Consider the following 19,438-nt stretch of genomic DNA (forward strand, 5'->3'; position numbering starts at 1 on the left):
GGGGGGACTGTCCCCGATGATCGAGACGTAGCTGAAGACGACATCGTCTTCTGCTGTGATGGATGTCGAAACGTCCATCGAGTGCTCGGTAGCGATGGAGATCACAGTCGGATGGCTCCGACGGACGATATTATACACAAGCCTGAGTCTGGAACGCACGAGCGAGAGGCAGCCATGCATCGATCAGGAGCTGAGGACCGTGTCTTCCTCCAAGTCGACGGGATGCACTGTGCGACGTGTGAGGGATTCCTCGAATCGGTCGCCAAGGATTGCGAAGGTGTCGTCGATGCGGCAGCAAGCTACGTTACCGAGACGGTCTGTATCACATACGACCCTGACCGCATCTCGATGGACACTCTCTGTGATACCCTGAGTACACTCGGCTATTCGGCAACCCTCCGTGCTGGAGGGAGTGATGACGCACCGACTGTAATCGGACAGTCACGGCGGTCTGACGAGCCGAATGAACGAGGCATTGACGAGGTGCTGGGATTCCGTTACGCTGCTGGCGTCATTTTCGGGACGTTCATGCTCCTCCCGTATGCGGTCCTCCTCTATCCGGCGCAGCTCTCGTCGTTCTTTGGTGAGGGGACACTCGATATGTACGCGAGTGCGTCCGGGATCGGCGGTGGAGATGGCCTGTTGATCCTGCCGCTCTTTCTCGTTCTGACGGGTGTCGTCCTCGTGTTCACCGGCCTGCCGCTGTTACAGGGTGCGTATGTCAGTCTGAAGATGCGACAGCCGAACACGGACCTGCTTGTCGCACTCACCGTTGTGAGTGCCTACGTGTACAGTACAATCGCCTTTCTCCTCGGTCGGCTCGACGTCTTCTACGACCTCACGATTGTGGTTGCCGCGAGTGTGGTGGCCGCCATCTTCTATGAATCACTGAGCAAGCAGCGAGCGATGGATCGCCTGACGAATCTTACTATCTCTCACGTCACCGAAGCCAGGCGGTACGGCGCCAATGGGACGACGACGGTCGATGTTCATGACCTGAAAGCCGGGGAGCGGGTCCTCGTCCGTGAGGGCGAACGAATCCCGGTCGATGGAGTTCTCGCTGAGGGTGAGTGTACGGTCGACGAAGCGATCGTGACAGGCGAGTCGCTCCCGGTATCGAAGCAAGCGGGAGACGAGGTCGTCGGCGGGGCAGTCGTCACAAATGGTGCTGCTGTTCTCACAGTGAGCGATAGGACAACCAGTAGTATCGATCGCCTCATCACCTCTGTCTGGAATCTCCAGAGTGGGGATCACGGCGTCCAGCGGCAGGCCGATCGGCTCGCGTCAGTCATCATCCCGGTCGTCGTCGGTGGGGCGGTACTCGCCGGAGTGGGGTCGCTTCTGGTGGGGACGGGGATTCCCGTCGCCGTCCTGACGGCGCTGGTGGTTCTCTTGGTTGGGTGTCCGTGGGCACTTGGCCTGGCAACCCCGCTCTCGGTGGCAACCAGTATCGAACAAGCGGTAGAGCGGGGCATCGTCATCTTCGACGAGACAGTCTTCGAGCGCCTTCGGAACGTTGACGTCGTCGTCTTTGACAAAACGGGGACTCTCACGACCGGTCAGATGGATGTCCTCGAGGCGGATGCACCGTCGGATCTGCTTGAAATCGTCGCGGCCCTCGAACAGCGAGCATCCCACCCAGCGGCCGACGCAATCGTGAATACGTTTGCACACGGGAATCAGGAGGACGATCGCTCGAGAGCTGATGGGGGTGTTACCGATGGAAGTGAGCACGAGCACGCAGAGCACATCACCGAGTTCACGAGCCACACGACTGGCGTCGAGGGAGTCGTCGAGGACACGCGCGTTCTCGTCGGAAACCTCGATCTCTTCGCGGAACTCGGGTGGTCGGTGAGCGAGCAGATCGAGACGCGTGCCGCAGAGGCACGAACGGCCGGTCACCTTCCGGTCGTCGTCGGTCGTGACGGCCATGCAGAGGGCGTCATCGTCGTGGGCGATGAACCCCGCCCGAGCTGGGATGACACACTCACGCAACTGAGTGACCGTGACATCGAGATCGTCGTTCTGACCGGTGATGGCGAGGCTGCTACTGACTTTCTCGACAGCCATCCTGCCGTCGATCACGTGTTCGCGGGGGTCCCGCCGGCAGGCAAGACCGCGACGATCCGGCGGTTACAGTCTCGTGGGCAGGTTACGATGGTCGGTGATGGGACGAACGATGCCCCGGCCCTAGCGACAGCAGATCTGGGAATCTCCCTCGGTGGGGGGACAGCACTCGCGTCCGATGCCGCGGATATTTCTATCGTCGATGATGACCTCGCGGCGGTGGAGACGACGTTCGACCTCGCAGATGCAGCTCGTCGGCGTGTCAGACAGAACAACGGGCTGGCGCTGCTCTACAATGGAGTCACGATGCCCCTCGCAGCGACGGGGTTGCTGAATCCGGTGTTCGCGATGGGTGCGGTCGTGGCGACCGGCGGTCTCCTCGCGGCGAACTCGTTCCGAGACCTGCTTCACGAGTAGCGGATCAAATCCCGCGAAGCGGCAAATACCTGCTGTAACCGGGTGAAGACGGGTCCTATCGCTTCATTCGAGAAATTCGAAGGCACCGAGGCCCGCGTACCCGACCGCAAAGCCCGCGACGATGATGCCTCCAGAGAGGACTTGGTAGAACGGGGTCGATGGGAGGAAGCCGGTTCCGAGTGTGCCGACGACGATTAATACTGCTGCCAGTCCCAAAAACACGTACTGTCGACGTTTCCTCTTCATATCTTGAGATATTCGTCCACCCCGGGTGCTGTGTTCTCACGGTAGATACCTCACCTCAGTCGGCGGGGATGATGGCGGCCGATTGATCGGGCTGTCGGGCTGCTTGGACCGAGTAGATCAGGCTCCCGGTGAAGAGGACGAAGCTTCCTACGATGAATACTGCACTGAGCGGCGAGGCCGAATCGACGAACACCCAGTAGAGGGGGGCGGCAATCGATGGTCCGGCAGCAAGTACCGCGATCTTCGCGACGAGTGGCCCACAGCACCCACAGGTACACGTCCCGACGATTGCAGCACTCCCGGCGGTTCCTTCGGTCATGCCGGCTCGTTCCTCGACACGCCAGTGACGGGCAATGAGAGCGGCGTTCAACCCGATGAGTGCGCTTAGCATTCCGACAACGATGACCTGACCGGGTGACACGGCCAGGAAGAACGGGATATGTATGAACGGGAGATGCGGAATCGCGATTTCGAGCGTCGGCCACGATACTAGCTGATAGATTGCGGGCAGAACGACGACTGTCACTTCCTCAGGGAAGCCCTCCTCGGGGAACAACGAGAGGTACCCCGTTATCGAGACGAAAAAGAGAGCTAATACGACACCGACGCCGATTCCGAAGCGACGCGCAACCGGATCACGCATGACTGCGCGAATGACACTCCCTGCGTCCTTCCAGACGACATACCCGACCAGGAGTGGCGTGCCGAGGACGATGGCGTACCCGAGTGGATGCGTATCGCTTGCCAGTCCTGGAAGGAGGTAAGGGTACGAAATCCACAATCCCATGAGGATGCCGAGGAACGTGTACCGTGGTCGCGATGGCCAGCGGAGCCACCCAACGACGAAGCTCGCGACCATGATTCCCAAGCCACTCAGCAGGGCCAGTGGCTGATACCACGCCCGGGGGAACGGCATCGAACTCGCAGTATATGTCGGATCTGGGGAGAGCCCTTCGAAGAGTACGGCTCCAAGCGCAGTAATAGCGATACCGGCGAACACGCCGTACAGAGCGGTTGTCGCTGTGATCCGATCTGTCCGTTTGAGAAGGATGAATCCACCGAGAATAACGGCACCAACGAAAGCAATAATTATACCGTGTCCTTGCGAGAGTCCACCGCTTCCGGCTGTACCGTGGGCGGACGCGACGGGAACCTGAGTGAGCGTACCAATCGCGGCGAGAAGTATAGAGAGTGGCCGAAAAGACCCGATTCGAGAGGTCTGTCCACGGGAGGGGTCCCCACGTGGTTGACGCTCTTCTGGTGACATTATTCTGTCTTGGACAGGGAGCCACTTCTACCTGACTGATTCACCTCTCATATTCTGGATTTGACTGTCGTTGGCTTATGCTGGGTGTGGAATTTTCCTCCTCCGAAAGTATGACCGGCGCGGTGAATTCACTCGCCGTCCAGAAACACGAGCAACTGTATGTGCTTGAGGAACCAGACCGGAAGAACGGCCCCAACTCCTGCAGCGAGTAGGAGACTATTCGCTGCTGTCCACACGATTTGCCCGAGGACGGTGCTAATAATCAAGATGCCGTTGTATGCGATCGCATTCACCGCTAAATCGCCTCTCGACTCAGGCCGGGGCCACTTGATGAGACTGGGCTTGATTGCTGACGTCCGACCGGAAGCTACGGCGACAAGAAGTCCGAGTAAGCCGGATACAAACCATCCGAGAACAGCCGGTGGCCAGCTGTATACAACCGTTGCGGTGGCAAGAACAATCAGACACGGACTGGTGATTGTACCGATCTCTACGGAGGTATAGCGGGTTAAAATGTGTTCCTCGGTTCCTTGTTGTGCGGTAGCCATCTGTGAGGATTATGAGTAGAGCAGTGGAACGAATGGGGAATGCTCCGTCGAGGATTTGAACCTCGGTCCTCGGCGTGAGATGCCGAGATGATTGGCCGAGCTACACCAACGGAGCATCTCTAACTCGGGGCCTCAGTACTTCAAATACGGCCGGTGTCCTACTCAGTGGGAATCCGCCGTTTCCCCTTATCTTGGGGTCTTTGATACTGTGGTATGGAGCGTCGACAGATTCTCAAGACGGCTGGAATTCTCGCTACAGGTGGCGTAACTGGTCTCGCCGGATGCAGTAGTTCGGGGAACGGAGACGGTGGCGGTGAGCCGACCACGACTGAAACGCAGGAGACAGCTGGTGGGTCAGGAGACTCGAATACCGTCATGATGGTCACCGAAGGGAGCGAGTATTATTTCGATCCCATCGGCCTGTTCATCGAATCTGGGGAAACTGTGACATTCGAAATCCAGAGCGGGAGCCACTCGGCAACCGCCTACAAAGAGGGAACGAGTTCAGCCTCGGTAAATCGGATTCCCGAAAGCGCAGAAACGTTCAATAGCGAAACGCTGAGTGAACAGGGCGCAACGTACGAGCACACGTTCGAGACCACAGGGACGTACGATTACTTCTGTATCCCGCACAAGACCCTAGGGATGGTCGGCCGGATCGTCGTCGGCGAACCCGGCGGTCCCGCCGAGGGGAGTATGCCGCCGGACGGAGACGTTCCCGAAAGCCAGACCATCGTCGATCAAGGCAGCGTCTCGTACAGCTCGTTCTCCGGATAGGCGGCCGCGTATACTGCGAGCTGTGCGCTCTGGATTCGCTTGAACACCATATGAACGACATTGACTCTGCTTCGGACCTACAGTATGGAGACATACGCTATCGATGACGCTCGCACAAGGCCCGTGGCCGACATACACGGATGCTGCTCTCGATAGTGTTCGACAAGAACGACGCGAGGTCGAACGCGAGTGTCAAGCCTTCAAACGCTTTCGCCAGCGTATTCAGACCGTCGAAACACAGACTCTACGGTTCGAACGGTCAGTTGTTGGAGTGAATCAGAACCTTACACCCGAAGAGAAATCGGTCCGTGATACCATCGAGCTGTGGTATCATGATACTGTGATGGCGGTCGACCACTACGGCGACGTGTACGGTGATTCGTTCGAGGCGAGCCTCAGCGCCGAATTCGGGGTCGATGTACTGGTTCTGATCTCGGAAGCGACTACGTTCTCACCGCTCATCAAACAACGACTCCTCGAGGCTGCACAGCAGTGTATTGACAACCGTCGGGTCTTTCTAGAAACTCTCGAAGACGAATTCAATACGCTCAAAGACGCGCAATCTACAGTTCAAGAGATTCGAGAGGCGATAGCAGAATTTGATTCGACGGAATTACAGGGGATCTCAGATACTGAACTGACCGACAGATACGAGACGCTTCACACATTGAATGATGAATGTAAGAGTTGGATCCAGCAACGGCAGGAGGAAATCCACGCTCATCGAATCGATCGGTCGGCAGACGTGGATGCCTACACTGACCTCTGTTCGTATCTCTATGAAGATCTGGAGGTTGATTATCCGGTATTGGCGACGTTTGTCGATATCTTGGAGATTATTTCCCAATATGAGTAGTTCCCTCTTTCACCTCTTACCCAGTCGTCAGTGCCGGTTTCCAGCAAATCTACAGAGAAAGCAAGACGAGTGCCTCGGGGCTTGACCCCGAGGGTGAAGCCGACACTTAGACGTGTTCTGTTCGTTCAATGTACCGTTCAATCGTCTCAGTTGAGACGGTTCCCGCAGTCCCGATGTAGTACGAACGTTCCCAGAACCCACTGCCCCACAGATACTTCTCCAAGAACGACTCGTGCTGTTCCCACATCTTCCGGGCCGTGACGCTCTTGACCGTCCGAACAATCTCGCTCGGTGCGTGCTTCGGGTGAGCGGAAAGAAACAGATGTACGTGGTCGGGCGAGATGTGTAACGACAGTATCTCGTAGCCGTACTCGTCGCATACGTCGCTGAAACTCGCTTCCAACGAGTTCTCAATTGGTTCGAGTATCGAGTGACGATACTTCGGACACCACACGAAGTGGTAGTTGACGTTGTACACCGTGTGATTTGACCGCTTCTCGCCCATATCGAACACACTACATCAACACAGTTAAGTATATCCAAAGGATATACACAGGTATGGGGAATCGATTTGAAATCGACGGCGAGGAAGTTCTGGACGGCGAGGTCAAACCGTTCGGGAACAGCGCCCACGTCACCGTCCCCAAGCGTTGGCGTGGCGCGGACGTGAAAGTCGTCCGAATCTCAGAACCCACCGGACAAGACGGAGAATGAACAACTCGCAGGGCCTCGTCAAGACGCTGGATTTCCATCTCAACATCCAGAGTGACAACGAGGGCCTGTTGTACGACGCCACGCTCGAAGCCCGCCGAGTGTACAATGAAACCACCCGGCTCGCCAAAGGGGGCGTAGACTGGGACTCGATTTCCACGCGCCTCGAAGACGATGCCGACCTCGTAAAGAACACGACCCAACGCATCGTTGCCAAGGCACTCGGGGCGATGGAGAACTACTACGAGTACGACGACTTCGGCAAACCCAGCCACACAAAGGACGGCACGTACCCGCTTCGGGCGAACTTCTCGGAGGGTTACAATCTTTCGCTCACCGATGAAGGCGATGTGGCGTTCCGAATCAGCGCGAAGCCGTACAACCACGTCAAGGGCGTCCTTGATGGAAGTGATGCCCACCTCGACCTCCTCAAGACCGCGCTCAAAAGCGACGAGTGGAAGGTCACAACGTCCGAGACGCTGTGGTGTGACGGTGAACCGGAACTCCACGTCAATATCCGCAATACCGAGCAGACCGTTCGAGACAAGCAAGACTCACGGACGGTCGTCGGCGTGGACGTGAACGAGGACAACGTGGCCCTCACCGCACTCTCAGAGGATGGCGTCGAAGACACGCTGGTCATCGACTTCCCCGAAATCAAGTTCGAGCGCCATCGCTACTTCACGATGCGGAAGCGCGTCCAGAACGCGGGGAAGGACAGCATACACGACACGCTGGAAGGGCGTGAGGAACGGTTCGTCCGTGACCGACTCCACAAAGTGTCTCGGCACATCGTGGAGTGGACTCAGCAGTTCGAGAGGCCGTGCATCGTCTTTGAAGACCTCAAAGAGATGCGCGACAGTATCGACTACGGCACACGGATGAACCGACGCTTGCACCACCTCCCGTTCCGCGCTCTGCAATACTACACGTCGTACAAGGCGTCGTTCGAGGGCATTCCGACCAGATGGATTAATCCCGAGTACACGAGCCAGCGGTGTCCGATGTGTGGGCACACGGAGCGTGCGAATCGGAACAAGAAGCGGTTCAAGTGTAAGGACTGTTCCCATCAAGACCACAGCGACCGAGGCGCAAGCGTCAACATTTCCGTGAAAGGCATCAAGAAGCATCAAGATTGGAATGTGCCTGCTCTCAACAGCCTTCCACAAGTTCGGAAGGTGCGACGGCAGGCATCGGGGGCCGTGGACGCCCCGACCGCAACCCGCTCGTCCGTTCGAGACGACCGTGACCCATCTCGGGGTGTGGCGTCGAGGACGGCGGGAGTGTCAGACTAAACTGCGGGAAGACAGAGGCCTCGGGGCTTGACCCCGAGGTGGTTCACTTTGTTAACGGTTTTGTCTATCCGGTCACAACAGTACATATGGAATTCGACTTCGTGCGCTCGGTGGCTCCTCTCGTCGTAATTGTCGCCGTCGCAGCGATTGCGCTCACGACCGTGATGACCTCCTCGACAGTCTTTATGATGGTTCTGCCCTCGATGATCGTCTTCTCGGTCATCGCGTTCTTCTTCGGGATGAAACACGGCGAGTTCCGCGCCAGTCCGTAACAGGCCGATCCAGTAGCCGAAATCCGGCGGGTGGGGGTCCACGTTAGCTCCCAGCGGTGTCGATTTCGGTTGATTTCGATGACCGATTCGCAGTCCTCAGTAGGTCATAGATGCGTTCGTAGACCCTGTTTCGGCCCGTTGAACATGTTCAATAAGAGCGACCAAACTAACTACACCGAAGTTCAGTATGTGGGCGATAGAGTCTAAAGTTAAGAATGGATTACCTCTCGGTGATTCGAACCTGCTGTTCGCGGTCTTCTCCCGACCACAGCATACGATAGCTCATATCTGGTTCATCATCAGTTTCGTCGTTTCCGGGATCTCTCACTTCGAATGGGTCAGTCAAAGACCACTCAACGGTTTCTCCAGCGGAAATGGGGTGTGAAATAGCCGCAACTGGAGCGTAGGCGATTCCACCACCAGTTCGGTTGAGGCCGGCGACGAACCGTGTTTGCAGGTCGCTGTCGTTTGTGACGGTGAACGTGATTTCAGGCTCGGTGCCAATGGAGACCGTCTCGGGGACCGACCACTCGACAGTCAGCGATGGCTCCGGAGCAGCAAGTCTGGCCTGCAGCGTGGAGTCTGGCTGCCAAGCTCCCCCCGGCCAGAGAAGACTAGTGTCGGTCGTCTCCCCGCTTTCAGGTAATTCAAAGAGAACCCAGCCATTCCCGGTCTCGGCATCGTATCGACGTTTTTTGTTTCCGTATAACCGGTACAAGTCTCGAGCACCTTGGGCTTGTGACGGGCCGAATTCTTTGCCATCGAACCGGAAGACAAGGTCGGACCGGGCGGGTGGCTCGCCGGCGGTCACCGACAACTCCAGAAAGAAAAACTGCCCACGGTCGTTGACACCGAGTGAGTCTGCGGTTGCCAACTGGACAATCGCGGGTTGAAGCGCATCTAGTTCTACGGAAAGATCTAAGCCATCGGGCGTTCCCGTCGGAGTCTGCGTGGATGTCGCAGTAGGGGTGTCAGACCTCACACTGCCGTTTGAAGTTAGCCTTTCAGAACCACCTGTACAGCCAGCTAATCCGCCAACTGTCGCACCACACAGAGCGAGTAGTTGTCGGCGTCTCATGTATGCGTGATACAAGCATCTCGGTAAGTGTTTTCTGGAGGCTATAAAGAAATTTTAGCCATCTGTAAAATTCTATTCCACGCCTACGAACTCCTTTCATATTGATGCCTCACTATACGAAATCAGTCTGGGATACCGTCTCCTGAACTGAATCAGCCGGTAACATGGCAGATAAAATCCCTCGGGACTGTTCGATAGGATATCTAATCGCAGAAGTGAGTACTACATTGAGATGTCTACTTTTACATCAAGGTGCATATTTCCGGTGGTTATCAAGTTATTTGACGGTCAGTACGCACATTCTCTAACGATTTATTCTTAATTTGACTAAAAACCTTCCAGAAACCGTCCTACGACACGCTCAGTCCGCGCGACGGCTGTTTCAGCCGGGCAGTGTCGAACCAACAGGAGTCCACCAGAGCCGATAAGTCCTATCGTTCAGTTAGATCCAGTCCTGGTCGTCGTGTAGAGCATCTCTACGTGGAGTAGCCGGCGTACTCCATGAGCTGGTTGAAGATGTCCGTATCCATGACGGACCGATAGACCACGCCGGTGAGCATCCCGCCGGGATAGAACGTGCCGTTCATCACGTGATTGACCTTATGACAGTGCATCAGGTAGATGCCGGGGTCCGCATCGGCAGTAAATTCGATTGTGTGTCGTTCAGCAGGGGCAACGTTCGTGACGTCCATGTCGTGTCGGGCAGCCTCCGGAATCGTCCCGCCGTCCTTTTCGACGCGCTGGAAGCGGTGGTTATGGATGTGCATCGGGTGCGACATGTACCCACCGTTGACGAGGTGGATACGAACTGAGTCGCCTTCGTCGACGATGATCGGCGACCCTTCTTCGGGGTGCAGCGTCCGGGGAGCGCTCTTCCCATTGACGGTAAACACGTCCGGGTTTCGACTTGCCGAATTGTAGGTGAAGTCCGCCTCACCGGCCCACTTCCGTGGAACTCGCGAGTCCCAGTCCTTGATCGTCATGAAGTATTCGCGGTCCGCCGGTTCGTAGCCTTCGGGATCGACTCGGTAGACCCCGTACATGCCCATGTCGATATGCCGGTGGGTCTGGAAGTGACAATGGTAGAAATGCGTCCCAGGGACGTTAGCGGGGATCTCGTAGGTGTGTGTCTCCCCTGGCGGGACCTGAATGCCGGTCGTCGTCGGAACGCCATCGTTCTCCCACGTCTTGCGAACTCCGTGGAAGTGAATCGTATGGGGACGTCGACCATCGGTGTTGTCGAGTCTCACCTCCATCGCGTTACCCTCGGTCGTTCTGAGAATTGGGCCAGGGACGCTGGGGTCGTTGTCGTCGGCCTGGAACGCCCAGACGCGGGGGAATTCGACGGGCCCACCCATTGTATCGAGCGGGTGGACCGCGTGTCGGGCCTGCTGAGTCCGCATCGTCACTTCGCCGCCCTGCTCGTCGACGTTGACGACTGTTGGAGGGCTGGTGTAGGGGAGATCAGGCGAGTCAGTTTGTGCCTGCGTGGGGGTACCGCTCGTTGCTGCTGGCTCGTTGGCTCCGCCCGCAGAACAGCCTGCTAACGAAGCGATACCGGTCGCGCCAGTTGCCGCGAGAAACTCACGCCGGGACAGTCCGGTTCCGGGTGCGCCGAAACGTGTAGTCATGATACACTCGGTATTTTGGTTGGCCTAAACATAGGGCGACTGCGGTGTCCCAATTCACGGGACAGCGCGTGGATATGTTCGGCAAAAGGTGAATGAAGATGGCGGCTTTTCACCTATACTTGTTCGCCGTTAGGAGTCCGAGATTGGGGCTAGAAAGCGATCAGATTTTTAGAGTCCGCCCGTGGACGACAGATAGACTCCTGCGAACTGCACCGCGTTATACGTCCCGTGAATCACAGCCGGCACTGTGAGGTTGTCCGTGTACTCGTACGCTGCTCCCAGTACTAAGGCCAGGACGAATGCGATACCGATGTACACCAGTTTGCCTTCCCCTGACAACGAGAAGAGATGGATCGATGCGAACAGAGCGCTTGCGAGGACGATTGCACGGGCCGGATGGAGACTTTCACGGAGGGTGCCCTGGACGAGGCCCCGGAACAACAGCTCTTCTCCCGGGCCGACCAACAGGAATTGGAGGGGGATCAGAAGAAGGAAGACACTCGGATTTTGTCGCCCGACCTCGACGATCTGATTCTGAGCCGAGTTCAGACCGAGGGCCGTGATTACTGAGGACGCCACAAAGAGCAACCCCAGGATCGCTATACTCCCCCCGACAATCACCGCCCCATCACGCTTGTCAGGCAGACGAACTGGAACGAATCCGAATCCGAGATCACGGCCTTTGAGATAGAGGATGGCGATGCCCCCAAACGTCACTCCTTGGAGGAAGAACGTACTCAAAACCAGCCTGAGGGCTGGACGCGACGCAAGGTCGACTCCAAACAGCCCAACGCCCGTAGCGACGGCAAGGAATACGATAGCCCCCGCGACGTATGATCCATACGTGAGACCAATAGCAGAGGCGACAGATCGGAAGCGAGATGTCGACGACATAAATCAGACGTGATTGTAGGGCTCCACCCTACAAGCTGGCTTCGATAGGTCGATTCCGGTACTATTCATTCCAAGACATCCCGCGGTAATGATTTTGTTCATGGCTGACGTTCAGGTTCGACGAGGTTGGATCCAGCGAGGACTGTAATCGTCACGAGCACGAACGCGATGAGTGAGAGATTCGGAATCGTGAGTCCGAGTACCGGTGCCTGCCACTGGACGACTGCACAGGGACCAGCAAAGGTGCATGATGTCATGGTTATCTGGAGATAAGAGTGATATGCAGCGATCATCCCGCCGGGCACGGACAGTGGCACGACAGTCCGCCAGATGGTGTTGTGGTTCTCGATGGCAGCAACGCCGACAACGACAACGTGTGGGTACATGAGGATCCGTTGGTACCAGCAGAGGGTACACGGAACGAGGCCGAGTCCGAGGCTGAACCAGAGGCTCCCGACGGTTGCGACTGCCGCGACGATCGCCCCGCTCGCGAGCCAGAACCGACCGTTGGCAGTGGCCGGCTCAGTTCGATCCGATTGCATCCTCGATGAGCTGTCTCGTTCGATCTCCGTTTCCGAGTGGGTTGATTGTCGTTCCATCGATGAGGAGCGCCGGCGTGGAAGAGATCCCGTTATTTTCCGCAGCGCTGTCCGTCGCCCGAAGTGCGTCAGTATACTGGTTTTCCTGAATCGCCGTCCGGACCGGGTCTGTCTCTGAGACTCCTGCCGACCGAGCAAATTGTACCATCTTATCTGCAGTTGCCCATTGCTCACGTTCGGGCGGCTGATTCTGGAACACGTATTCGTGAAATGCCCAGTAGGAGGCCGGTTCGGCGTTCCAGACGGCTAACCCGGCTTGCCCAGCTGCCGGCGCATCTGGGCCAAGAAACGGTTCGCCACCAAAATAGGCGAGATCGCGAAATTCGAGTGCGATATCACCCGGCTCGACGTAGTCCGCCACCAACTGCGAGAGCATTCCCGTACTGAACTGGGCGCAGTATGGGCACTTCCAGCTCCCGAAGTAGGTGACTGTAACCTCGGCGTCAGCAGACCCCATTGTTGCGTACCGGAATTCGCTCGGCGATTCGGGAATTGGTGCGGACGTGATGACACCCGTTTCACTGTTTGCATTTGTGCCCCCACCGGATTTGGCGCTCGGATCGTCAGAGAGAACGGATCCGCCAACGACGAGCGCGGCAGCGGCGCTCCCACCGCCGGCGAGGAGGAGCTGTCGACGAGTGAGTCCCCCGACGGCAGTACCGACCCCACCCTCAGAGAGACGCTCTGTGAATGTGAGAGAGTCGACGGCCGCGTCCGCTCGCTTGGAGTCAACGCGTGAGAGGTCGTCGGGATGTGCAGCGAGCCAATGACGATACAATTGCTTGTGGGGTTCTTTTTCCAATTGCGTACCACAGTAGTGGCACGCGCTGTGGGCGTTCCATGTGTGATCGCGGGTGGCTCCAGCTGTTTCGAACTGGTCGGCACAGATTGGGCACGTGTGTGATGTCATTTTAGTCGCTACTTAGAGTAGGCTGTATCAGAGATGTAGTATCTCGTTTTCGGTAGCCGGGTTGAGTGGTTGTCATTGGTGGGGTCATTCAACGGGGGAGTGATCGGTCAGTCACGAAGATACGCGACGAGAACGGTCGTCAGGAGACAGAGCAGAATGAGGATCGCCACACCGAGGTGGGTCGTCACGATAATCGGATGTAGATTTTTCGTGACCGTGAGACCTCCAAGAATGACTTGGAGCGGAAGGAGGACGAGAGCGACCGTGGCCGACCATTTGACAATAGCATCATTGCGGTGTGTCACCCAAGCTCCGATCGCTGTGCCCAAAATTAGGAACCCAGCTGTCATCGCGAGCCCCCGATGAGCCCATTCAGCGAATATCTGTAATGCAGAGTACGGCGAATTGGCGATGATACTGGGTTGGAGGAAGGGTACCCAGGTTCCATAACAGGTCGGCCAGTCGGGGCAGGAGAGCCCGGCACCGATCGCACTCGTGTAGGCACCGAGTAGCATCACGATGTACGTTAGACCCAGCGTCAGGCCGGCAATGTGTTCGTACTCTACTGGAACCCCTAAAATAATCTTTCTCAGGTCGTTTGATGTTGTTGGATTTTGAGCCATGTCTGGGTTGGGTAGGAGATCCTCGGGTACGGTGTGTCTCATCAAAGCCAAGGTCGCAAAGGTATAGTTCGGATTCCCATCGAATGGGATTCCGGCATCTATTCATTGAGAACCCAATCCACAGCATTGATAAGAAGACCCACAAGTTGCCGGGAGACCACTTGGACGTATGAATCCCATGATAAATAAAAAACAAACCTACGAACGGTCGTCAGATGGCCATGAGCGGGACTTGGTGTCTGTTGATGATAATACGTGTCCCGAGTGTCAAGGCCAAATCACCCAGGATGGCGACCAGGGCGAAGTAACGTGTGAAAGCTGTGGATTAGTTTTCGAGGAAAGCCGGGTCGATCACGGCCCCGAATGGCGCGCGTTCACGTCGGACGAACGCGATGAAAAGAGTCGCGTTGGTGCACCGACGACGAAGTTGATGCACGATAAGGGGTTGAGTACGACCATCGGCTGGCAGGACAAGGACGCTTACGGACAGGCGGTTTCCGGTCGTAAACGTGCTCAGTTACAGCGTCTTCGGACGTGGGACGAGCGGTTCCGCACAAAAGATTCTCGCGATCGGAATCTCAAGCAAGCGCTCGGTGAGATCAGCCGCATGGCGTCTGCACTCGGGCTCCCCGAACCGGTCCAGGAAACCGCTGGTGTCCTCTATAGGCGTGCAATAGAGGAGGACTTGCTCCCCGGCCGCTCAATCGAGGGTATGTCGACAGCTTCGTTGTATGCGGCTACTCGACAGCATGGAATGCCTCGAACATTGACTGAATTTGGAGATGTAAGTCGCGTCGAAAAGCTCCGATTCCAGCGGGCATATCGATATCTTTCCCGTGAACTTGGGTTGAAGATCGAACCTGAAAATCCCACTCGGTATCTCCCACAGTTTGCGTCATCGCTTGACGTGAGTGACGAAGCAGAACGACGCTCTCGGGAACTGCTCGAGGTGGCAACAAATAACGCCGTCCACAGTGGCAAAAGTCCAGCGGGGTTGGCAGCTGCCGCTCTGTATGCTGCGAGTCATCTCACGAACGAGCAACTCACACAAGAGACGGTGAGTGAGGTTGCTAGTGTCAGTCAAGTAACGATCCGAAATCGGTACCAAGAGCTTCTCGAGGTGTACAAGGAGAATGACTGACCAGGCAGATAGTTCGGATGACAAATCGGTACCGAATGACCTGCAGCCCGGATCTACTACGGGAGGGTTCCCGATTCAGACCGAAATCGACGTATTGGAAACACTGGCAGATCGGTCGCCATGCCACGTAATGGAGATTGCTACTGCCGTAGATGGACATCCCATTACTGTTGACCAGGCATGTACTCATCTCCATAATGCCGAATGCATCCGTCCACTCGGGAGGGGCCTCTACGAAATCACCGCAGAGGGAGAACGACGACTCGAAACTCAGCACCGGCCATAACATTCCACTACCAGTGTCACCATGTCAATTCTCGTTCCGCGGCTCTTTCGACAGCTCCTCCGTGTCGAGTTTGGATTGCGATCTGTTCCTGATTCGTTCCATCGCGAGAACTCTCGAAGGTCAATCGGACACCATATCCCGACGAATACGTACAATCGAATAATGGGAGATAATCCAGTATTGTCCGAGGACACGCCAGCCTTACAGGATGTTCTCGATGCGCTGGATGATCCCGAGTGCCGGGCTATTCTCCGTGAAACCGTTGAACCCATGACTGCCAACGAACTCATCGAAGCCTGTGACATTCCCAAGTCGACCGTGTATCGGAAACTAGAGCTGCTCAGCTCCGCTTCTCTCGTGCGAGAGCGGGATTCGATCAATCCGGGTGGTGGACGTGTCACCCACTACGAACGGTCGTTCGACGACGTAACGATCTCTATGGATGAGACAGGTGAGTTCTCGGTAAGCGTCGACCGGCCACCACAGTCGGCTGATGAACGGCTTGCAGACATCTGGTCGATGATGGGTGACGAGGTATGAACGAATTCATAACTGCCATCGCTGTGGTCAAGTCCATTATTTTGGTGCTTGGCACCGGAATCACATACATCGCGCTCAAAGCTTATCGTCGGACAGGTGAGGATTCGTTACGGATTCTGGGTGTCGGGTTCGGTATCATCTCCGTCGGAGCACTGCTGACCGGTGTGGCCAATCAGTTTTTTTCGGTCTCACTGGCTCTAGGGGTGTTGGTCAACAGCGTATTCGTCGCTATCGGTCTCGCTGTCATCATGTACTCCCTTCGGATTCAGAAATGATCACCACGTTCATACGGAAGTACGAACCGGAGACCTCTGATATCAGGCGAAAAGGTACAGATGATGCATCAATTAGTCTGAATTTCTACCAGAGGCAAAACAATCCTAACGGGATTAATAGTGTCACCGCAATAATCGACTATCGAAGCGTGATTGAAACCGTACCTAACATCCCGCTCATCGACCCTATCCAGATACCATGAAAATGCCATCTGAACGGTCATATCGTTTGTGGGCGATTCGTGGAGTGATACTAGTGGTCGTCATCGGTCTTCTGGCTCCGACGGCAGTCTCCGCGTTCACCTACGAGCCGACTACACTCCAACCCGGGACGATCGAAAGGCCGGCAAATGGAACGACGGTTATCTCGGTACAGGGTTTCAAGATCGCAGGGCAGGAAAGCGGTAAGAAACCAGCTCGTCTCGTTGGAGTCGGTCCAAAGGGGAACGTTGAGTGGGTGTACAATGGAAGCGAGAACGGCATAGTATGGTTTTATGACGTCGATCCGCTGGAGAATGGGTCGATCCTCATCACTGGAACGAAGCCTGGAGAAACAGTGGTCACCATCTGGGATCCTCAAACGCAGCGAGCCGAGTGGTCGCGGACGTTCGACTGGGAGGACACTCATGATATTGACCTCGTCAACGGCGATCAGTTGCTCGTCGCCAACATGCGAAACTACAACGAATCGACGGGCAAAAACAACGACAGACTACTCCTCTACGACCTCTCGAAAGACGATGTCGTCTGGGAGTGGAAATTCCGTAAGAACGGCTACAACAGAACCGGTGGCGGGAAGTACACCGACGACTGGACGCACGTCAACGACGTTGATAAGATCGGCCAGGGTCGATATCTCGCTTCACCCAGAAATTATGACCAGGTGATCGCGGTCAATCGATCCACGAAGAACGTCACGATGCGGCTCGGTTCGGATGAGAACTGGGATACGATGTACGAACAGCACAATCCACAGTATCTCGAAAGTAAGAACGGAACGGAGACACTGCTGGTCGCCGACAGCGAGAACGATCGCATCGTAGAATACGCGAAGAACAATGGAAACTGGACCCGAACATGGCTGCTCAGAGGGAATTTCAACTGGCCTCGGGACGCCGACCGGCTCCCGAACGGCAATACGCTGGTCACGGACACGCTCAATCACCGTGTCATGGAGGTGACCCCGAATGGCGAGGTCATCTGGGAGTTCTACGCTCCGTGGGGAACGTACGAGGCCGAGCGCATGCAGCTTGGAGATGAGCCCGGTGGCCCGACCATCCGAGATCAAAACTCGACTGGGACAGCCACACTCACCGGGAGCGTTGCGCTGACACCCGGCACGGGCGACCGCTCTACGTTTGCAGAATGGGTAACCAACACGTTCGCCGGTACGCCGATTGATTCCGAGGTGGCGTGGCTTGCCGATCGGTGGGCACATATCACACCGTGGATTCGTCCCGTCTGGATGGGATCATGGGATTTCGCCCGGACAGTTCTTGCCGGAGGAGTGGTCCTCGGGTGGCTCACCGTCGACGCCATATACCATCGAACTCAGATTATTCATCGACTGAGAACTGTCGGCACTCGAGTTAGATCGCGAATATGAACTCTGCTATGACACGATCAATCAAAACGACCATTCAGCCGAATCAAGAGTCATCCACCGATGCCTAAGAACTCGATCGTCCCTGAAGCCGGGAATCAGCTCCCATCTACCTCTCGTGGTTCTCTCTTGATCCTCGCCGGAATCCTACTCTTAGTAGGGACGCTTACCGTAAGCGCCGTGCTCGCGCCATCGATCGGACAAACAGACGCATCCGATCACCAGTCCCTCACACTTGTCGGATCACAGGGGGGTGGCCCAGGGTGGCACGAGTACGGCAGCGTCTATCTTCTCAACGGTACGACCGTCACGTGGAGTGAGTCGAGCGCAGACAGCTACTTCGACGTGACGAAAACCGAGAATGGAACCGTCCTAGCCGGGTTTATGGATAGTGGGTACGTTTCGTGTGGTCCATACGAATCGCCATGCACGCGTACTGGATTCCGGGTTATCGACCCACAGCCTGGCCCTCGCGTGCTTTCTGAGTATAGTTTTCCCGTGAGGACGAGCAAAAACAGTGAAGTCCACGACGTCGAACAGCTCGAATCGGGAGAATACCTGCTCACCGACATGGAGTACGAGCGAATTTTCACAGTCAAGGATGGTGAAGTCACGTGGCAGTGGAACGCAAGTTCGTTTTACGATGCCCCACCAGACCCGACGACGACTGACTGGCTCCACATCAATGATGTCGATGTCATCGATGAGGGTCGGTATCTCGTCTCAGTCCGCAACGCCAACCAACTCGTGGTTGTTGAGCGTGGTGAAGGGGTTGTTGAGGTCATTAATAAGGACACGACCGATTCGAACGACGCGAACTGCCGCAAGTCCGGACAGCTCACAGATTATGACGGAGATGGACAGATACGATGCGGTGATCCCACAGTTCTCGACCATCAGCACAACCCCCAGTGGCTCGGGGAGGACGCTGTCCTTGTTGCCGATAGCGAGAATGATCGCGTGGTTGAACTCCACCAGACTGCGAACGGCAGTTGGACACCAGCGTGGACACTCGAACGTGCTGGTGGTGTCGCGTTCAACTGGCCCCGCGACGCCGATCGACTCCCGAATGGGAATACGTTGATAACGGATACGCTGAATCGACGTATTGTCGAAGTGAACGAATCGGGGGAAGTTGTCTGGAGTGTCCAAACGGAGCGAATTCCGTACGAAGCAGATCGACTCCCAGTTGGTGAGTCCGTGGGAGCACCTCAGTATGCTACAGATTCGGGGTCAAACAACACTCCCTCTGATGACGTACCAGTACTTTCGCTGATGCTGGTCGGCCTCCGAGCGGTTTTTCCGTCGACACCGTTCTGGTTCCGCGAGCCACAACTCGGGCTAACAATCCTATCAGTGCTTTCTGTTCTTGTAGGTATCGTAGATGAATTATCGAGGTGAC

The 19,438-nt window shown here is 56.3% G+C and carries 20 protein-coding genes and 1 tRNA gene; 11 read left to right on the plus strand and 10 right to left on the minus strand.

The features are described 5' to 3' along the window. Nucleotides 1-111: 111 nt before the first annotated feature. Complete coding sequence (locus tag Hbl1158_RS16635; RefSeq protein ID WP_234299810.1) at nucleotides 112-2,484, plus strand: cation-translocating P-type ATPase; 2,373 nt, start codon at nucleotides 112-114, stop codon at nucleotides 2,482-2,484. Between the two features lie 63 nt (nucleotides 2,485-2,547). On the opposite strand, the gene Hbl1158_RS16640 is transcribed toward Hbl1158_RS16635, so the two are convergent. The 3 genes from Hbl1158_RS16640 to Hbl1158_RS16650 form a co-directional block, all read right to left on the minus strand. Further along, complete coding sequence (locus Hbl1158_RS16640) at nucleotides 2,548-2,730, minus strand: hypothetical protein (RefSeq protein WP_234299811.1); 183 nt, start codon at nucleotides 2,728-2,730, stop codon at nucleotides 2,548-2,550. Nucleotides 2,731-2,785: 55 nt separating this feature from the next. Next, nucleotides 2,786-3,997: a hypothetical protein gene (locus tag Hbl1158_RS16645; RefSeq protein ID WP_234299812.1), complete on the minus strand. Its 1,212-nt coding sequence runs from the start codon at nucleotides 3,995-3,997 to the stop codon at nucleotides 2,786-2,788. 588 nt (nucleotides 3,998-4,585) lie between these two features. Further along, a tRNA-Glu gene (locus Hbl1158_RS16650) sits at nucleotides 4,586-4,660 on the minus strand. 98 nt (nucleotides 4,661-4,758) lie between these two features. Here Hbl1158_RS16650 and Hbl1158_RS16655 point away from each other — a divergent pair. Together Hbl1158_RS16655 and Hbl1158_RS16660 are read left to right on the plus strand one after the other, a co-directional pair. Then, entirely contained in the window at nucleotides 4,759-5,322 is a 564-nt protein-coding gene (locus tag Hbl1158_RS16655; RefSeq protein WP_092635597.1) for a plastocyanin/azurin family copper-binding protein, read from the plus strand. 103 nt (nucleotides 5,323-5,425) lie between these two features. Beyond that, nucleotides 5,426-6,178 (plus strand): hypothetical protein, encoded by a 753-nt coding sequence (locus Hbl1158_RS16660; RefSeq protein ID WP_234299813.1) that lies wholly within the window; start codon nucleotides 5,426-5,428, stop codon nucleotides 6,176-6,178. Between the two features lie 106 nt (nucleotides 6,179-6,284). Here the strand turns inward: Hbl1158_RS16660 and tnpA are convergent, their stop codons facing one another. After that, complete coding sequence (gene tnpA, locus Hbl1158_RS16665) at nucleotides 6,285-6,683, minus strand: IS200/IS605 family transposase (protein ID WP_234299814.1); 399 nt, start codon at nucleotides 6,681-6,683, stop codon at nucleotides 6,285-6,287. Nucleotides 6,684-6,736: 53 nt separating this feature from the next. Here tnpA and Hbl1158_RS16670 point away from each other — a divergent pair, with 53 nt between their 5' ends. The 3 genes from Hbl1158_RS16670 to Hbl1158_RS16680 all read left to right on the plus strand — a co-directional run bounded on the left by Hbl1158_RS16670 (nucleotide 6,737) and on the right by Hbl1158_RS16680 (nucleotide 8,456). Continuing rightward, the gene (locus Hbl1158_RS16670) at nucleotides 6,737-6,892 is read left to right on the plus strand and encodes a DUF2080 family transposase-associated protein (RefSeq protein WP_234299815.1); all 156 of its coding nucleotides are present in this window, start codon (nucleotides 6,737-6,739) and stop codon (nucleotides 6,890-6,892) included. After that, a complete protein-coding gene (locus Hbl1158_RS16675) occupies nucleotides 6,889-8,184 on the plus strand; it encodes a transposase (RefSeq protein WP_234299816.1) in 1,296 nt (431 codons plus the stop codon). Before Hbl1158_RS16670 ends, Hbl1158_RS16675 begins: the two co-directional genes overlap by 4 nt. A gap of 86 nt (nucleotides 8,185-8,270) precedes the next feature. Further along, complete coding sequence (locus Hbl1158_RS16680; protein ID WP_092635601.1) at nucleotides 8,271-8,456, plus strand: hypothetical protein; 186 nt, start codon at nucleotides 8,271-8,273, stop codon at nucleotides 8,454-8,456. A 220-nt stretch (nucleotides 8,457-8,676) separates the two neighbouring features. On the opposite strand, the gene Hbl1158_RS16685 is transcribed toward Hbl1158_RS16680, so the two are convergent. From Hbl1158_RS16685 to Hbl1158_RS16710, 6 genes are all read right to left on the minus strand, one after another. Then, nucleotides 8,677-9,330: a hypothetical protein gene (locus tag Hbl1158_RS16685; protein WP_234299817.1), complete on the minus strand. Its 654-nt coding sequence runs from the start codon at nucleotides 9,328-9,330 to the stop codon at nucleotides 8,677-8,679. 680 nt (nucleotides 9,331-10,010) lie between these two features. Next, the gene (locus Hbl1158_RS16690; RefSeq protein ID WP_234299818.1) at nucleotides 10,011-11,165 is read right to left on the minus strand and encodes a multicopper oxidase domain-containing protein; all 1,155 of its coding nucleotides are present in this window, start codon (nucleotides 11,163-11,165) and stop codon (nucleotides 10,011-10,013) included. 168 nt (nucleotides 11,166-11,333) lie between these two features. Further along, nucleotides 11,334-11,882: a type II CAAX endopeptidase family protein gene (locus Hbl1158_RS16695; RefSeq protein ID WP_234299819.1), complete on the minus strand. Its 549-nt coding sequence runs from the start codon at nucleotides 11,880-11,882 to the stop codon at nucleotides 11,334-11,336. A 275-nt stretch (nucleotides 11,883-12,157) separates the two neighbouring features. Continuing rightward, nucleotides 12,158-12,601, minus strand: coding sequence for a disulfide bond formation protein B (locus Hbl1158_RS16700; protein WP_234299820.1), 444 nt, complete (start codon nucleotides 12,599-12,601; stop codon nucleotides 12,158-12,160). Further along, nucleotides 12,582-13,460, minus strand: a complete 879-nt coding sequence (locus tag Hbl1158_RS16705) for a thioredoxin domain-containing protein (RefSeq protein WP_234299821.1) — start codon at nucleotides 13,458-13,460, stop codon at nucleotides 12,582-12,584. Before Hbl1158_RS16705 ends, Hbl1158_RS16700 begins: the two co-directional genes overlap by 20 nt. A gap of 215 nt (nucleotides 13,461-13,675) precedes the next feature. Then, nucleotides 13,676-14,233, minus strand: a complete 558-nt coding sequence (locus Hbl1158_RS16710; protein WP_234299822.1) for a COX15/CtaA family protein — start codon at nucleotides 14,231-14,233, stop codon at nucleotides 13,676-13,678. A 136-nt stretch (nucleotides 14,234-14,369) separates the two neighbouring features. Here Hbl1158_RS16710 and Hbl1158_RS16715 point away from each other — a divergent pair, with 136 nt between their 5' ends. The 5 genes from Hbl1158_RS16715 (at nucleotide 14,370) to Hbl1158_RS16735 (ending at nucleotide 19,437) form a co-directional block, all read left to right on the plus strand. Next, entirely contained in the window at nucleotides 14,370-15,332 is a 963-nt protein-coding gene (locus tag Hbl1158_RS16715; protein ID WP_234299899.1) for a TFIIB-type zinc ribbon-containing protein, read from the plus strand. Between the two features lie 448 nt (nucleotides 15,333-15,780). Continuing rightward, nucleotides 15,781-16,158, plus strand: a complete 378-nt coding sequence (locus Hbl1158_RS16720) for a helix-turn-helix domain-containing protein (protein WP_234299823.1) — start codon at nucleotides 15,781-15,783, stop codon at nucleotides 16,156-16,158. After that, the gene (locus Hbl1158_RS16725; protein WP_234299824.1) at nucleotides 16,155-16,433 is read left to right on the plus strand and encodes a hypothetical protein; all 279 of its coding nucleotides are present in this window, start codon (nucleotides 16,155-16,157) and stop codon (nucleotides 16,431-16,433) included. Before Hbl1158_RS16720 ends, Hbl1158_RS16725 begins: the two co-directional genes overlap by 4 nt. A gap of 256 nt (nucleotides 16,434-16,689) precedes the next feature. Next, on the plus strand, nucleotides 16,690-18,039 hold the full coding sequence (locus Hbl1158_RS16730; RefSeq protein ID WP_321169958.1) for an aryl-sulfate sulfotransferase: 1,350 nt from the start codon (nucleotides 16,690-16,692) through the stop codon (nucleotides 18,037-18,039). 60 nt (nucleotides 18,040-18,099) lie between these two features. After that, entirely contained in the window at nucleotides 18,100-19,437 is a 1,338-nt protein-coding gene (locus Hbl1158_RS16735; RefSeq protein ID WP_234299825.1) for an arylsulfotransferase family protein, read from the plus strand. Nucleotide 19,438: the final 1 nt, after the last annotated feature.

Origin of the sequence: Halobaculum sp. CBA1158, from assembly GCF_021431925.1 — an archaeon.
GTDB lineage: Archaea > Halobacteriota > Halobacteria > Halobacteriales > Haloferacaceae > Halobaculum.